The sequence below is a fragment of the Vibrio sp. OPT18 genome (assembly GCF_015163615.1).
Lineage (GTDB): Bacteria > Pseudomonadota > Gammaproteobacteria > Enterobacterales > Vibrionaceae > Vibrio > Vibrio coralliirubri.
Map to the genome: position 1 here is coordinate 166,474 of NZ_JADDYK010000021.1, position 19,739 is coordinate 186,212.

A 19,739-nucleotide genomic window follows, 5' to 3' on the forward strand; every position below is an offset into this window, starting at 1 on the left:
CGATGTAAACTTCGGCTTCGATGTCTCTGACGGAACCGATACGGTATCAGCCAATATCGATGTGAGCGTAACAGCTGTTGATGATGCGCCTGTTTCTGGTGACCTAGCGTACTCAATCGACGAAGACGGTTCGATTCGCCTAAGCCAAGAGCAACTGCTATCACAAGCATCTGATGTTGAAGGCGATGACCTGACAGCCAGCGACCTTACGGTTGACGGTGATGCAACGGTTGTTGCTAACGATGATGGCAGTTTCACCATCACGCCAGATGAGAACTTCAACGGTGACATCGATATCAGCTTCGATATATCTGATGGCACTAATACCGTTCAAGCTTCAGCCGACCTAACGGTTAACCCGGTTAACGATTTACCAGTCCCTCAAGATCAACAGTTTAGCGTGGAAGAAGACGGTACGTTAATCTTCACTGATGCCGACCTGTTAACAGGTGCCACGGACATTGAAGGTGACAACCTAACGGTTGAAGGTGTGACCTACGACGGTGGCGACGGTATCCTGACCGACAACGGTAATGGTACGTACACCTTCGCACCAAATGAGAACTTCAATGGTGACGTAAACTTCGGCTTCGATGTATCAGACGGTACCGATACGGTCTCTGCGAACATTGATGTGAGCGTTACAGCGGTTGATGATGCGCCTGTTTCTGGTGACTTAGCGTACTCAATCGACGAAGACGGTTCGATTCGTCTAAGCCAAGAGCAATTGCTTTCTCAAGCATCAGATGTTGAAGGCGATGACTTGACTGCAAGCGACCTAACGGTTGGTGGTGATGCAACGGTTGTAGCTAACGATGACGGCAGCTTCACTATTACGCCAGATGAGAACTTCAACGGTGACATCGATATCAGTTTCGATATCTCTGATGGCACCAATACCGTTCAAGCATCAGCTGACCTAACGGTTAACCCAGTTAACGACCTGCCAGTACCTCAAGATCAACAGTTCAGCGTTGAAGAAGATGGTACGTTAATCTTCACTGATGCAGATCTGTTAACAGGCGCAACGGACATTGAAGGCGACAACCTGACGGTTGAAGGTGTGACCTACGATGGTGGCGACGGTATCTTGACCGACAACGGTAATGGTACGTACACCTTTGCGCCGAATGAAAACTTTAATGGCGACGTAAACTTCGGTTTTGATGTATCTGACGGTACCGATACGGTCTCTGCCAACATCGACGTAAGCGTTACTGCTGTTGATGATGCGCCAGTGTCTGGCGACCTAGCGTACTCAATCGACGAAGACGGTTCGATTCGCCTAAGCCAAGAGCAGTTGCTATCGCAAGCGTCTGATGTTGAAGGCGATGACCTGACAGCTAGCGACCTTACGGTTGGTGGAGATGCGACGGTTGTAGCTAATGATGACGGCAGCTTCACCATCACGCCAGATGAGAACTTCAATGGTGACATCGATATCAGCTTCGATATCTCAGATGGTACCAATACGGTTCAAGCATCAGCTGACCTAACCGTTAACCCAGTTAATGACCTGCCAGTCCCTCAAGACCAACAATTCAGTGTTGAAGAAGACGGCACGTTAATCTTCACTGATGCAGACCTATTAACAGGCGCAACGGACATTGAAGGTGACAACCTTACGGTTGAAGGTGTGACCTACGATGGCGGCGACGGTATCTTGACCGACAACGGTAATGGTACGTACACCTTTGCGCCAAATGAGAACTTCAATGGCGACGTAAACTTCGGCTTTGATGTGTCAGATGGTACCGATACAGTCTCTGCAAACATCGATGTGAGCGTAACTGCCGTTGATGATGCACCTGTATCGGGTGACCTAGCGTACTCAATTGACGAAGACGGCTCGATTCGTCTAAGCCAAGAGCAGCTGCTTTCTCAAGCATCTGACGTAGAGGGCGATGACCTCACGGCTAGCGGCCTAACGGTTGACGGTGATGCAACAGTCGTTGCGAACGATGACGGCAGCTTCACCATCACGCCAGATGAGAACTTCAACGGTGACATCGATATCAGCTTCGATATCTCAGATGGCACCAATACCGTACAAGCCTCTGCAGACTTAACCGTTAACCCAGTAAACGATCTACCAGTACCTCAAGATCAACAGTTCAGTATTGCAGAAGACGGTACTTTACTGTTCACAGACGCGGATCTGCTTACAGGCGCGACAGACGTTGAAGGTGATAACCTGACGGTTGAGGGCATCACTTATGAAGGCACTGATGGCGTATTGACTGACTTGGGTGAGGGATCATACAGCTTCGCGCCAAACGAAAACTTCAATGGTGATGTGAGCTTTAGCTTCGATGTGTCAGACGGTACAGATACCGTGTCTGCAAACATTGATGTTAGCGTGACTCCGGAAAATGATCCTCCAGTTGCGGGTTCTACTTCTTACACCGTAAATGAAGATAACTCGATTACCATTTCTGATGCACAACTATTGGCAACATCTTCAGATATTGAGGGTGATGTATCGATAGACAGCGTGACTTACTCTGGTAGCGACGGTGTCCTCGAAATCAATGGTAACGGCACTTACACCTTCTCGCCAAATGAGAACTTCAGCGGTGAAATTGCACTGGATGTGATTGTTGCTGATGAAGATGGTGCGACTGACGCGACGACCGCGGGTATCAATGTTCTTGAAGTGAACGATCCGCCGGTTGCAGGCCCAACGTCTTACACTATTGATGAAGACTCAGTACTGACCTTCAGTGAGTCTCAAGTGTTGCTTAATGCCTCAGATGTGGAAGGGGATGTTGAGCTAGTTGGTATTAGTTACGATGGCCCTGACGGCATCTTCTCAGTAAATGGTGATGGCACTTGTAGCTTCGCTCCGAATGAGAACTTTAATGGCCAAGTTCAGCTTGATGTGACCATTCGTGATGAAGATGGTGCAGAGGTTGAAACCGTCATCAACGTTGACGTATTGCCAATCAATGATGTGCCAGTATCCGGTGATTTGGCTTACAACGTTAACGAAGACGGTTCAATCACACTGAGCCAAGATCAGCTGTTGTCTCAAGCGTCCGATGTTGAAGGCGAAGACCTAACCGCAAGCGACTTAACGGTTGGTGGTGATGCGACGGTTGTAGCTAACGACGATGGCAGTTTCACGATTACGCCAGATGCGAACTTCAATGGTGACATTGATATTCAATTCAACATCACTGATGGTACTGACACGGTTCAAGCAACCGCCGATCTTACTGTTAACCCAGTTAATGACTTGCCGGTTCCTCAAGACCAACAATTCAGTATTGCAGAAGACGGTACGCTTCAATTTACAGATGCCGACCTACTTACCGGTGCTACCGATATTGATGGCGATGACTTAACCGTTGAAGGTATTAGCTATACAGGTGGTGATGGCGTACTGACCGACCACGGTGATGGTACTTATACCTTTGCGCCAAATGAAAACTTCAATGGCGATGTGAACTTCAGTTTCGATGTGTCTGATGGCACAGAAACGGTCAGCGCAAACATTGATGTGAGTGTGACGCCTGAGAACGATCCACCAGTTGCGGGTTCAACCTCGTACATGGTCAACGAAGACAATGCCATCACAATATCTGATGAGCAACTGCTAGCGAACTCTTCTGACGTTGAAGGTGCAGTGTCGGTTGACAGCGTAACTTACAGCGGCACAGATGGTGTGTTCCAAGATAATGGTGACGGCAGTTACACCTTCCTTCCTAATGAAAACTTCAGTGGCGATATCAGCCTTGACGTTATTGTTGCCGATGAAGACGGTTCGATTGATGAAACCATCGCGGGCATTACCGTTCTAGAAGTGAATGATCCACCGGTTGCGGGTCCAACGTCATACACCATTGACGAAGATTCGGTTCTGACGTTCAGTGAATCTCAGATTCTTGTGAATGCTTCGGATATCGAAGGCGATGTAGAACTTGTTGGCATTAACTACGATGGCTCTGACGGTATCTTCACTGTAAATGGTGATGGTACATGCAGCTTTGCACCCAACGAAAACTTCAATGGTCAGGTTCAACTGGGTGTGACCATTCAAGATGAAGATGGCGCAACGGTTGAAACACACATTAACGTTGATGTATTGCCAATCAATGATGCGCCAGTATCGGGTGATTTGGCTTACACCATCAATGAAGATAGCTCCATCACGCTAAGCCAAGAACAATTGCTTGCAAGAGCCGATGATATTGATAGCGACAACTTAGAAGCTATCAACCTATCTACTGATGAAAATGCGACCATCCAACACAATGATGATGGTAGCTACACCATTACGCCTAACGCCGACTACAACGGTGACCTAGACCTGAACTTCGATATCATCGATAACGATGGTGGTTCAGTTCAAGTTGGCCTAGACATTACCGTGAATCCGGTTAACGACTTGCCACAAGCGCAAGATCAACAGTTCACGATTGAAGAAGACGGTACGTTACTCTTCACCGATGCTGACCTGCTTGCAGGTGCGTCGGATATTGATGGTGATGAACTGTCGATTGAAAACGTGCTCTACACAGGTGCAGATGGTGTTCTTAGCGATAATGGCGACGGCACATATAGCTTTGCTCCAAACGAGAACTTCAATGGTGATGTTCAATTCTCATTCGATGTCTCTGACGGTACTGATTCAACATCAGCTGTTATTGATGTCAGCGTAACGCCTGAGAATGATCCACCGGTAGCGGGCTCGACATCTTACACAGTCCAAGAAGATGGGCAAATCACGATCAGTGATGAGCAACTATTGGCAAACTCTTCCGATGTAGAAGGCGATGTTTCACTGTCTGGAGTATCGTACTCCGGTGATGACGGCTCATTTGTTGATAATGGCAATGGTACTTACACCTTTACGCCAAATGAAAACTTCGATGGTGATATTTCACTAGACGTTGTTGTCGTTGACGAAGACGGTGCAACCGCAACCACAACCGCTGGCATCGATGTTATTGCTGTGAATGATGGACCTGAAACTTCGGGCATTCAGGCTGAAGTCGATGAAGATAATTCAATCACCATTACTCAAGAGCAGTTACTCGCTAATGCGACCGATGTTGAAGGTGATGAGTTAACTGCATCTAACCTACAAACCAACGATCCAGATGCGACAATTGTTACTAATGACGATGGTTCATTCACTATTACGCACACAGAAAACTTCAATGGCGAGTTGGACTTCACATACAGCATCAGTGATGGTGAGAATGAAGTTCTGACGACACTCGACTTGACGGTTAACCCTGTCAACGATGCGCCAGAAGCGGGCGATGAAATCTTCATCCAAGCGCAAGAAGACCAAACAGTTGGTGTGACACTTCGTGAAGAACCAGCACTACGTTTAGACCAAGCGCCAGAAAACGGCATCATTGAAGCAAATGTGAATGACGAATGGGTGGTACTGCAAGTAGGACAAGAAGTTCCTGCAGATACCGAAGTGCGCTTTGTTCCAAGTGAAGATGCTCTTGCTGAAGGTACACACACCACACAAATCGGTACGTTTGACGATAACGCGAGTGTGGATGATTGGGGTACAGAAGTTGACCCTTATACGCGTGAGTTCTCAGATGGTGACTTAACGGTAACTGTTCAAAGTAACGATGACCCTCTTGGTGCCTGGAATGGCAACACCCACATTGGTCATGGTATCGGTGATACTGACCGCCAAGGCTTAAGTGGTGATGAGAAACTGACGGTTTCAGTTGAAGGTCAAGACATCAATGAAATCAGTTTCCACCTAGATGGTTTGGGTGGCTGGTTCATGGAAGAGTCTCGTCACTTTACAGAAGTAGAAATCAAAGCGTTCAATGAGGATGGCGACCTAATTGACTCGATGACTTACCACAAAGAAGACCGTGGTACTTTCGAGACAGATTACACGCTAACGGTTGATCAACCAGTGTCTTACTTTGAGCTTGGTACCGTGCAAGGTAATGGTACTTACGTGGTTCAAAACATGACAGTGTCACAAACTTGTCATGATGAAGCGGTGTTTACATCGATTGGTGTGGATGGCTCAGAGATTACTGAAACGGTTGAGTTGAATATCCATGCGGGTGACAACGAAATCGAGTTAACGGCTGATCTTCCGAATATTACTGTCGATACCGATGGTTCTGCCCAGTTTGCTTCGGTCGTAATTACCGAAGAGCAACTACTGGCGCAAGCATCTGATATTGATGGCGACGACCTTGATATTGAAAATCTAGAGCTAGTGGGTGAAAACTCAGAGCATGCAACGCTCACCGATAATGGTGATGGCACTTGGACGGTAACACCGGATGAAAACTTCCATGGTGAAATCGAACTTGGTTACCAAGTTACCGATGGTGAGCTGACAGACAGCAATATCATCAACATCAACTTCGAATCAGTAAATGATGCGCCAATCGTTTCTGGCCCGATTGTTCTATCGACAGATGAAGATGAAGGTATCACGTTCAGTGCAGATGACTTGCTAGCGAACACCACTGATGTGGAAGGCGATACGCTGTCTATTTCTGACATCACTTACGGTGGTGATAACGGTGACTTGGTCGACAACGGCGATGGTACGTTTACCTTCATGCCGAATGAAAACTTCAATGGTGAAATCGACATCGACTACAAGGTGTTTGATGGAACTGATGAAGTTGCAACGCATCTAGACCTAACGGTCGTACCAGTCAATGATGTGCCGGTTCCGGGTGAACCATTGCACACCCAAATGCTTGAAAACGGCTCCATGATCATCGAAGCGAAAGACCTATTGTCTGGTGCTACCGATGTTGATGGCGACATTCTTCATGTCGAAAACCTATTACTTGCAGACCAAACGCAAGGTACGTTAACGGATAACGGTGATAATACCTTTACCTTCGAACCTGCAGAAGACTTCTACGGTGAAGTGAATCTGACTTTCGATATCAGTGATGGCCAAGCAAGCGCACCAAGTACAGCAAGAGTTGACGTTGAAATTGTCAATGAAGGCCCAGAGGTTAGTGGTCCAATTGAAGCCGCTGTTGATGAAGATGGTTCAATCACTATCACTCAAGAGGATCTGTTAGCGAATGCAACCGATGTAGATGGCGATAACCTTGAAGCGGTTAACTTTGCGACCAACGATCCAAATGCGGTTGTTGTAGAAAACCCAGACGGTAGCTTCACTATTACACCAAGTGCAGATTTCTTTGGTGAGATTGAGTTTACTTATGATGTCACTGACGCGATCGAAACTGTTGCGGCTGACCTCAACCTAACCGTAAACCCTATCAACGATGCTCCAGACGTGCCTGACATGTCTTTCACTACGGAAGACGGTCAAGCGATTACCATTACCGAAGCTGAACTATTAGCACAAGCGACAGACATTGAAGGCGACGAACTGTCAGTTGTGAATGTGACGAGTGCAAGCGACACGGTAGAAGTCACAGACAATGGCGATGGAACATACACATTAACACCAGAGCAGGGCTTCTTCGGTAACGTTGACTTAGCGTTTGATGTGAGCGATGGCACTGATGTGGTTGCCGCAAACATCGACCTAAAAGTTGAGTTCGTCAACGATGCGCCAGAAGCGACGCCAATGGTGGCAGATGTCGACGAAGATGGCTCAATCCTCGTTACACAAGAAATGTTGTTGGAGAACGCGAGCGACCAAGATGGCGATGAGTTGTTTGCAAGCGCGCTTGAAACTAACGATCCAAATGCCAGCATTGTCGACAATGGTGATGGCACGTACACCGTGACACCTTCAGAGAACTTCAATGGTGATATTGCATTCATCTATGAGGTGAGCGACGGTGAGCTGAGCACGTCTAATGATATGACATTGACCGTTAATCCGGTGAATGACATTCCAATTGTTGCTCCTGGCCTGTACCACATTGAAGAGGATGGCAGCATCCTGTTCACTCAAGAGGATCTGTTGAGTGGTGCGATTGATATTGATGGCGACGACCTAAGCGTTACTAGCATCAATTACTCTGGCGATGAAGGTACAGTCACCGATAACGGCGATGGCACGTTCAGCTTCGTTCCTGAAGAGCACTTCAGTGGTGACCTGCAGTTCAGCTTTACGGTGACAGACGGTACGGATGAAGTTGAACAAGACATCAATGTTCACATTGAAGCCGTAGCTGATGCGCCTGACTTAGTTATCACGGATGGCGATGGTGTCAACGTTGATGATGAAGCAATTCTGGTTGAGCCAGGCGGTATTGTTGAGCTTAATATTGCGGCTGCGCTAGTAGACCAAGATCTATCAGAAACACTGACGGTAACGGTTGATGGTGTGCCTGAAGGCTCAGTGATTACCTACGATAACGAAGGGGTAATCAATAACCAAGACAACGGTATCACCAGTTACAACGATACTGAAATCACAGTAACGTTTGAAGGTGAGACGGCAGGTTTCCAAAATGCGGCCGGTTACTACAAAGTTGATGAAGATGGCAACATTACAGGCGTTGAGGTGGTGTATGAGAATGCATCACAAGTTGGCGGCGGTGGCGACCTTGTTCCTGGGCAAGATCAATTCAGCTTCCAAGTCGAGGAAGGTGAGAGCTTTAACCTGTTCTTAATTCCAAACGGACATCAGCACAACGACTTTGATGCGATGCAAGACGGTCAATATGAATTCCGTGCTGAAGATGGTTCGCCTGCAAATATGGACACGGTTGATCCTCAACTTGTCTTTGTTGCTGCCGATGGCACTGAAACTGTGATTCAAGGTCAGAATGGTGACGCGATCTTCCATGGTGGTTCAAGCTCTCAGCTAAACCAAGATGGTATCGAACATACTCGCACGACGGTTAATGAAGACGGCGAGCTGGTTTACGGCTTTGAAGATTTGTATGGCGGCGGTGATGCTGACTACACAGATTTCAACTTCACAATCGATGTCGGTGAAGTGAACAGCCAAATCTACAGCGGTGAAGTGACGGTTGGCCCTGATGGTACGGTGAACTTACCAACAACGGCTATCGAAAATGCACTACAAATTCAGCTACCAGAAGACTTCAACGAACAGCTTGAAGTTCATGTAACTGCAACCGCAACAGAGCTATCGAATGATGATACTGAAACGGTCTCTCAAACCATCTACATTAACGCGACAGGCGCGCACATTGAGCACGCACCTGAAGCACTTCCGGTTTCTGCAACGGTTGAAGAAGATGGTTCAATCATCATTACGCAAGAAGACCTATTGGCTAATGCACGCGATTTAGATGGCGATCAGCTGACGGCTCTGAATTTAGCAACCGATGATGAGAGCGTTACGATTACCGATAACGGTGATGGTACGTACACATTAACGCCAGATGCTGACTTCAATGGCGATGTTAGCTTTACGTTTGATGTATCTGATGGTGATGATGTTGTCTCTACCAACCTAGAGCTAACGGTTTCACCAGTGAACGATGGTCCAGAAGCACAAGACCAGACATTCACAGTCGGCGAAGATGGCGTGTTAACTTTCAATGACCAAGACCTATTAACAGGTGCGACGGACATTGAGGGAGACGACCTAAGTGTTGAAGGTGTAACGTACACTGGAACAGACGGTGTCCTAACTGATAATGGCGATGGTACATACAGCTTCGCACCAAATGAAAACTTCAATGGCGATGTGAACTTCTCGTTCAATGTATCAGATGGTACCGATACGGTAACCGCTAACATTGATGTGAGCGTGACGCCAGAGAATGATCCACCGGTGGCGGGTAGCACGTCTTACACGGTTCATGAAGACAACTCTATTACGATCAGTAACGAACAATTGCTAGCGAACTCTTCGGATATCGAAGGTGAAGTGGCGATTGATAGTGTGACTTACAGTGGTAGTGATGGTGTTCTAGAAATCAACGGTGACGGCACATATACCTTCTCTCCAAACGAGAACTTCAATGGCGAAGTTAGCCTTGATGTGGTTGTTGTGGATGAAGACGATGCAGCCGTATCGACTACTGCGGGCATTACGGTTCTAGAAGTGAACGATCCGCCAGTTGCTGGCCCAACGTCATACACCATCGATGAAGATTCAGTACTGACTTTCAGTGAGTCTCAAGTTCTGCTGAACGCATCTGATATTGAAGGTGATGTTGAGCTTGTTGAGATCAACTACGACGGTCCAGACGGCATCTTCTCAATCAATGGTGACGGTACATGTAGCTTCGCACCGAATGAAAACTTCAACGGCCAAGTGAAGTTGGATGTGACCATTCAAGATGAAGACGGCGCTCAAGTTGATACGTTTATTACGGTTGATGTATTACCAATCAACGATGTACCAGTATCAGGCGACCTAGCATACAGTGTTGAGGAAGACGGTTCGATTACCTTGAGCCAAGCACAGCTTCTTTCTCAAGCGAGTGATGTAGATGGTGACGACCTTACTGCTTCAAACTTGATTGTTGATGGAGACGCGACGGTTGTTGCTAACGATGACGGCAGCTTTACCATTATGCCTGATGCGAACTTCAATGGTGACATTGACCTAACGTTCGACATTAGCGACGGTACAGAGACGCTAGTTGCGACGGCTGACCTAACCGTTAACCCAGTTAATGACCTTCCACAACCACAAGATCAAACGTTCAGCATCGGCGAAGACGGCATCTTGAACTTCACTGATGAAGACTTGCTGACAGGTGCGACCGACATTGATGGAGATGACCTATCGGTTGAAGGCGTTACTTACACAGGTGCGGACGGTGTTCTTACTGATAATGGCGACGGAAGCTACAGCTTTGCGCCAAATGAAAACTTCAATGGTGATGTGAACTTCAGTTTTGATGTGTCAGATGGCACGGATACGGTTCAAGCCAACATTGATGTCAGCGTGACACCAGAGAACGATCCACCGGTTGCAGGTAGCACGTCTTACACCGTTCATGAAGACAACTCAATTACCATCAGTGACGAACAGTTACTTGCTAACTCTTCGGACATTGAAGGTGATGTGGCAGTCGATAGCGTGACTTACACTGGCGCTGACGGTGTCTTTGAAGACAATGGTGACGGTACTTACACCTTCTCACCAAACGAAAACTTCAACGGCGAAGTTAGCCTTGATGTTGTCGTAACTGATGAAGAGGGCGCAACTGAAGCGACCACCGCGGGTATTACTGTACTTGAGGTGAACGATCCACCAATCGCAGGCTCAACCAGCTACTCAGTCAACGAGGACGAAGTTATCACCATCAGTTCAGAGCAACTGTTGGCGAACGCTTCTGATATCGAAGGTGAAGTGGCGATTGATAGCGTTAACTACACAGGTTCAGACGGTATCTTTACCGACAATGGTGACGGAACATTCAGCTTCGCACCAAACGCTAACTTCGATGGCGATGTAAGCCTTGATGTTGTCGTTACTGATGAAGAAGGCGCAACCGTAGCAACCAACGCAAGCATTGATGTTCTGCCTGTTAATGATGCTCCAGTATCGGGTGACTTGGCGTACAGCGTGGACGAAGACGGTTCAATTACCTTGAGCCAAGAGCAATTACTTGCTCAAGCGAGCGATGTTGACGGCGATGACTTAACAGCGGCTAATCTAACTGTTGGTGGTGATGCAACAGTTACAGCAAACGATGATGGTAGTTTCACTATCACGCCAGATGCTAACTTCAATGGCGACATTGACTTGAACTTCTACATTACCGATGGTGATGCGACGCTTCAAGCAACGGCTGACCTAACGGTTAACCCAGTTAATGACTTGCCAACAGTCGGTGAGCCACAATTTGTGACTCAAGAAGACACCAGCTTTACCTTCACAGAAGAACAACTGCTGCAAAATGCGGGCGACATTGATGGCGATAACCTATCGGTTGAAAATGTGGCTTCAGATAGCGGTACTTTGGTAGATAACGGCGACGGCACTTACACATTCGCACCGAATGAAAACTTCGACGGTAATGTGAATGTGACGTTCGACGTGAATGACGGTACCGCGACAGTACCAGCAGAAGCGACAATTGATGTTCAATCTGTGGTTGATATGCCAGAGCTGTCGATTGCTTCTGACCTAGTGATTGCTTCAGATAACTTCGAGTCTGGCTCAAACGGTTGGAATACCGGTACTGAAAGCTCACAAGGCTTCGAATCAGGTGACATGCTAGGTCGTATTGGTGGCACTGGTGGCGAGGAGGCCGTAAGCAAAACTTACGATATTCCAAGTGATGTGAGCGAAGTTAATATCTCGTTCAACTTCTACGAAATTGACTCTTGGGATGGTGAGTCCTTCCAAATCTTTGTTGGTGGCGAAGAGCTTACCTCGTTAGATAACTCAGCGTTCCGTACCGAAGATGGCACGACAACGTTGTACGATTCAGCGGGCAATGAAGTCGGTGAAGTGGTTCACGGCGTATCGCAAGGTGAAGGTTTCAGTGGTTGGAACGACCAAGCACACCAAATCAACCTAACGGTACCCGTTGAAGACGGCCAACTTGAATTAGGCTTCGGTTCAACTCTGAATCAAAGCGTGATTGACGAGTCGTTTGGTATCGATAACATCGAAATCACAGTGTCTGACGCGGAATACCAAATCATTGGTACCGAAGATACACCTGTACCACTCGATATTGATGCCGCTCTAACCGATACCGATGGCTCAGAAAACCTTGCTATCTTGATTGAAGACGTGCCAGAAGGCAGTTCGCTTTCTGCAGGTACCGATAACGGTGATGGCACATGGTCATTGCAACCAGGTGAGCTAGAAGGGCTAGAGTTTATCCCTTCAGGTGACTTCAATGGTGATGTGGTTCTAACTGTGAATGCAACATCAACAGATGTTGATACCGGTACAACCGCAACAGCTACGCAAGACGTGACGATTCACATCTCACCTGCGAACGATGCTCCAGAAGTTGACGGTGATATTAGTGCCGTCACAGCCGAAGATAACAGCATCACGCTAACTCAAGAGCAGTTGCTAGAGCACGCTGTCGACATTGATGGTGATGACCTATCAGCAATCAACCTAACCACCAATGATGAAAATGCGACCGTTCAAATGAACGACGATGGCAGTTTCACCATTACACCGAGTGAAAACTTCAACGGTAATATTGAATTTAGTTACGATGTCACCGATGGAGAAGACATGGTCGCTGCTGGCCTAGACTTGACGGTAACACCTGTCAATGATGCGCCAGAGTTGCAAGACCAAGCATTCACTATTGGTGAAGATGGGGTTCTGAACTTCACTGACGCTGACCTGTTAACGGGTGCAACGGATGTTGAAGGTGACGACCTAACGGTAGAAGGTGTGACATACACGGGTGCTGATGGTGTGCTTACCGACAATGGTGACGGAAGCTACAGCTTTGCACCAAACGAGAACTTCAATGGTGATGTGAACTTCAGCTTTGATGTATCAGATGGCACGGATACGGTTCAAGCCAACATTGATGTGAGCGTGACGCCTGAGAACGATCCACCTGTAGCGGGTAGTACGTCTTACACTGTGCATGAAGATAACTCAATCACGATCAGTAACGAACAGCTATTAGCCAACTCTTCAGATATTGAAGGTGAGGTTGCGATTGATAGCGTGACTTACACTGGCAGTGATGGTGTGTTCGAAGACAACGGTGACGGCACTTACACCTTCTCGCCAAACGAGAACTTCAATGGTGATGTGAGCTTAGCGGTTGTTGTTACCGATGAAGAAGGGGCAACAGAAGCGACCACAGCGGGAATCACCGTACTTGAGGTGAACGATCCGCCAATCGCAGGCTCAACCAGTTACTCAGTCAACGAAGATGAAGTGATCACCATCAGTGCAGAGCAACTGTTGGCGAACTCTTCGGATATTGAAGGCGAAGTCGCGATTGATAGTGTTACTTACACAGGCGCTGACGGTATCTTTACTGACAACGGTAACGGCACATTCAGCTTTGCACCGAACGCAAACTTCGATGGCGATGTTAACCTCGATGTCGTGGTGACAGATGAAGACGGTGCGACAGTAGCCACCAACGCAAGTATTGATGTTCTTCCAATTAACGATCCACCAGTATCGGGTGACTTGGCATACAGCATTGATGAAGATGGTTCGGTTACTCTGACTCAAGAGCAATTGCTATCTCAAGCCTCTGATGTGGATGGCGATGACCTGACCGCAAGCAATCTAAGCGCAGGCGATAATGCAACCATTGTTGATAATGGCGATGGCACCTTTACGGTAACGCCAGATGCGAACTTCAATGGCGATATCGACCTAAGCTTTGATATTTCGGACGGCACTGAGTCAATTGTGGCGAACGCCGATCTGACGGTAAACCCAGTCAATGACTTGCCAACGACATCCGATGTTTACGCGAACGTTGATGAAGATAATGTCATCACTATCACGCAGGAACAGCTACTTGCGAATGCCGCTGATATTGAGGGCGATGACCTTGTCGCTTCCGACTTAACCTTAGTGGGTGACGATGCAACGATTGTCGATAATGGCGATGGTACGTTCTCTATCACTCCAAGCGAAAACTTCAATGGCTACATCGATGTTGCCTACAGCATCAGCGATGGCGACACTCCAATTGCCGCTAACTTAGGCTTAACCGTTGACCCAGTTAACGACGCGCCGATTGTTTCTGCTGATGTGGCGATAACCATTGAAGAAGATGGTTCATACACCATTACTCAAGAAGAGCTCCTACAATTCGCGACTGACATCGAAGACGATGACATGACCGCAATTATTGGAGAACAGGGCGATGAAACAACCGTAACCGGTACAGTGTTGGACGCTGAAACCAGTAATCCAGTTTCTGGTGCAGAAGTCACCCTGACCGACAGTGCTGGCAATAGCTACACCACAGTAACGGATGATTCAGGTAACTACTCTGTTACAGGTTCAGTCGTTGACCAAGGCACGGTTACCATTGAGCAAGAAGGTTCAATCACCAGTAGTTTCCTTGTCCCTGCGGGCGAAGATGTGAATGGTGGCGTAACTGCTATATCTGCAGTACTTGAAGAAACAGATATGCGTATCGTAGTGACTTGGGGTGAAAGTCCTCGAGATATGGATAACCACTTATGGCTATACGATACAGAGAATGGCAATGAGCTAGACCATATTTACTACCGCGACATGAGCCATGATCTTGGTGAAGGTAACGTTGTTCAACAAGATGTTGACGATGTTAATGGCCATGGTCCTGAAACCATTACCATTCCAAACTACCAAGATGCTGACATGCACTATTCAGTACACAACTACACCAACAGAAGTTGGGATGTAGATGGTGTTGAAGATGTACAAGTTCAGGTGTTTGTAGGCGATACATTGGTTGAAACCTTCAGCCCAGATTTATCTGATAACCCATCAGGTGACCACTGGCATGTATTCGATATCGTGAATGGCATCATTGTTCCAAGCCAAGATGTGGGCACTCAAAATGCGTTCGACTTGCCAACGGCAGAAGAAGCGCTTGCGAATGAAAACGGCATTGATATCTCTGAATTGCTAACCGGCGATGAAGGTGATGACTCTGGTGATACGGGCGGAAACGAACCAAGTGTTGGAGATGTTTCCATTGAGAACGCGCTTATCACTGACAATGGTGACGGCACTTACACCATTACACCGGAAGAGAACTTCAATGGTGAATTCTCGATTAGCTACAACGTAGACGATGGTAACGGTGGGGTTACTCCAGCGGAACTAGACGTGACAGTAACAGCAGTTAACGACCTTTCTGTAATTTACGACCACGACTACACCATTAATGAAGATGGCTCGCTGACCTTTACCGATGAACAGCTATTGGCTGGTGCAACGGATATTGACGGCGATGACCTTTCTGTCGAGTCGGTTAACTACGAAGGCACAGACGGTGTGTTCACGGATAATGGCGATGGTACTTACACCTTTGCGCCAAACGAGAACTTCAATGGCAATGTCGACCTAACTTACGATGTGAGTGATGGTACTGATGTTGTATCGGCGAATATTGATGTTCAAGTTGTTCCAATCAATGACGTACCGGTAGCGGGTTCTACAACTTACAGCGTTGAAGAAGACGGCAGTATCACCCTAAGCGATGCACAACTTCTAGCGAATAGCTCGGATGTTGAAGGGGAAGTGTTTGTCAGCGATGTAAGCTACAGCGGCACTGATGGTGTATTCACTGATAATGGTGATGGTACTTACACCTTTGCTCCAAACGAAAACTTTAACGGTGACATCAGTCTTGATGTCTCTGTTATGGATGAAGATGGCGCAACCGCTGAAACAACCGCTGGTATCGACGTCATTGCCGTTAATGACTTGCCAGTTGCAGGTTCAACGACCTACAGCGTTGACGAAGATAACGTGATTACCATCTCTGAAGCGCAGCTTCTTGCGAACAGCTCAGATATTGAAGGTGATGTATCCGTTAGCGACGTTTCCTACTCAGGCGCCGACGGTATCTTCACTGACAATGGTGATGGTACTTACAGCTTCGCACCAAATGAAAACTTCAACGGCAATGTCAGCCTAGATGTCACCGTTGCAGATGAAGACGGTGCAACCGCTCAAACAACTGCGGGTATTGATGTTATCGCAGTCAACGATGCACCAGTATCGGGTGACTTGGCTTACTCAGTGGATGAAGATGGTTCAATCACGCTAAGCCAAGAACAACTGCTTGCTCAAGCATCGGATGTGGACGGCGATGATCTTACCGCTGCCAACCTAACCGCCGGCGATAACGCGACCGTTACGGCAAACGATGATGGTTCATTTACTATTACACCGGATGCCGACTTTAATGGTGATATTGACCTTAGCTTCGACCTTTCTGATGGTAATGAAACGGTTGTTGCAACGGCTGACCTTACTGTGAATCCAGTGAATGACATCGCAGTTGTAGAAGATGTCGCTTACACCATTGAAGAAGACGGTTCGCTTACCTTTACTGATGAGCAACTGCTAGCGGGTGCTTCTGATATTGATGGTGATGAGCTTTCAGTTGCCGATGTGTCTTACACTGGCGCAGAGGGTGTGTTCACCGACAATGGTGATGGCACTTACACCTTTGCACCGAACGAGAACTTTAACGGTGACGTAAGTCTGGACTTCTCAGTATCTGACGGTACAGAGACGGTCGATGCAAACATCGACGTAACGGTAACAGACGTTAACGATGCACCTGTGGCAGGCGCAACGTCTTACCAAATGAACGAAGATGGCACCATCACATTGAGCCCTGAGCAGTTGATTGCTAATAGCTCAGATGTGGACGGGGAAGTGTCGCTTGATAGCGTGAGCTACTCAGGTGCAGACGGTATCTTGGTTCAAAATGAAGATGGTTCGGTAACGTTCGCACCAAACGAAAACTTTAACGGCGAAATCAACCTTGATGTGACGGTTATTGATGACGACGGTGCAACGGCTCAGACTACCGCTGGTATTGAAGTTATTGCAGTTAACGACGCACCAGTGGCCGGAAACGTGGCTTACTCGGTTGATGAAGATGGTTCAATTACGCTATCTCAAGAGCAGTTGTTGGCGAACGCATCGGATGTTGATGGTGATGCACTAACCGCAAGCAACCTATCCGCGGGTGACAATGCAACCGTAACAGCAAACGAAGATGGTTCATTTACTATCATGCCGGATGCTGATTTCAACGGTGACATTGATTTGAGCTTCGATGTGTCAGATGGCCTTGAAACTGTTCAAGCTGGCGTCGACCTAACGGTTAACCCAGTCAATGACCTACCAACAGCAGAAGACCAAAACTTTACCGTTGAGGAAGATGGAACGCTAATCTTCACGGATGCAGACCTACTAGCAGGTGCTGCAGACATTGACGGTGATGACTTGTCTATCACGGATGTGTCTTACACGGGCGCAGAAGGTGTATTCACGGATAACGGTGATGGCACTTATAGTTTTGCTCCGAACGAGAACTTCAATGGCGATGTCAACCTAGGCTTCACAGTGACTGATGGCACTGAGACGGTCGATGCCAATATTGGTGTGACGGTAACGGATGTTAACGATGCGCCGGTAGCGGGTTCTACGTCTTACCAAATGAACGAAGATGGCACCATCACAATCAGCCCTGAGCAGTTAATTGCTAATAGCTCTGACGTTGATGGTGAAGTGTCGCTTGAAAGCGTGACTTACTCAGGCTCTGACGGCTCCTTGGTTCAAAACGATAATGGGTCTGTGACCTTCACGCCAAACGAGAACTTTAATGGTGATATCAGCCTAGATGTGGTCGTGACCGATGATGACGGTGCAACTGCAACAACAACGGCAGGAATCGAAGTTCTGGCTGTGAACGATGGACCTGAATCTGAGGATGTGAAACTAACCACAGCCGAAGACAGCACCATTCTTATCACACAAGACATGTTGTTAGCTCAAGCTACCGACATCGATAACACCGCAGACGAGCTGTCAGCTTCGGGTTTACAAATCGACCCTAGCTTGGGTGAGTTGCTAGATAACGAAGATGGTACTTGGTCATTTACGCCAAACGAAAACTTCAATGGCGATGTGCCAATGACGTTTAACGTTAGCGATGGCCAAGAGACAATTTCAGTCGACGGCAACATCGATGTCACGCCAGTCAATGATGCACCTGAAGCGCCAACCATTGAGATGCAAGGCGAAGAAGATGTGGTCATGGTGATTGACCCAGCTTACATCGCGGGTCAAGTAACAGACCTTGATGGCGACGAGATCAGCATTGAGAGCATCACAGTTCGAGCTCCGGCGAACGCGACCTTAACTCAGCAACCTGACGGCATGTATCACTTGGTGACTACTCAAGACTTTAATGGCTTAGTAGAACTCGGTTATCAAGCTACTGACGGTGAAGAAGTGGTTGATGGCTCGCTGAATGTGGATGTCATTCCGGTTAACGACGCACCATTCAACGTCGGCAACGCAATGATGACCACAAACGAAGATGGCGCGTTCACCTTCGATGCTGGCGACTTGATGAACTTGTTCGGTGACATTGATACCGCTGACCTTGTTGTTTCTCGCATTATCACCGCAGACGGTGAAGATGGCGGAGAAGTAACAGACAACGGTGATGGTACTTGGACATTCACACCAACAGGCGACTTCTCAGGCGTTTCTGACCTGCAAGTTGTCGTGAGTGACGGTGAGTTTGAAACGGTTCTTGATGTTCCTGTGTTCGTACGTCCTGTCGCAGATGGCGCGGTAATTACCACCGACCATGACGGTCCATTAGTCTTCGGTGAAGATGAAACGGGTCACTTGGGACTGAACGTTGGCCTAGTCGATGATTCAGAAACACTAAGTAACTTGGTGATGACAGGTTTCCCTGTTGGATTCGAGGTAACAGATGGTGTGAATACCGTGATGATCACCGAGCCGGGTCAATACATCGACCTGTTCGACTGGGATATCTCAAACATTCAAATGACGCCTCCTGAAGACTTCCATGGTGAGTTCTTCGTAACCGTAAGTGCAACAACGGTTGATTACGGAGATGAACCGGAAGCGTTTGATGATGGTATCGATTCAGGTGATTTCGAGACCGTAGCGGGTGATTCCATCATCCTAACGGCGGACGACCTAATTGGTTTGGCTGAGAATGTGGATGCAGACAGCGATGATGAAGTGAAACTGGTTCATCTTGCCGACCGCAGCCAAGGTGAGATTGTCGATAATGGCGATGGCACTTGGACGTTCACACCAGCACCAGGCTTTACTGGCGAAGCAGACATTGCGTACGTAGTTGATAAAGATGGCGTGCTTCATGATGAGCAAACTGGCG

Annotated in this window: 1 protein-coding gene; it reads left to right on the forward strand. The window is 47.6% G+C overall.

Annotated elements, in window-relative coordinates; translation table 11 throughout:
- Positions 1 to 55 precede the first annotated feature (55 nt).
- Positions 56 to 19,739 (forward strand): tandem-95 repeat protein (locus tag IQQ51_RS03190; protein WP_416222600.1); only part of this gene is annotated, 19,684 nt, incomplete at its 3' end.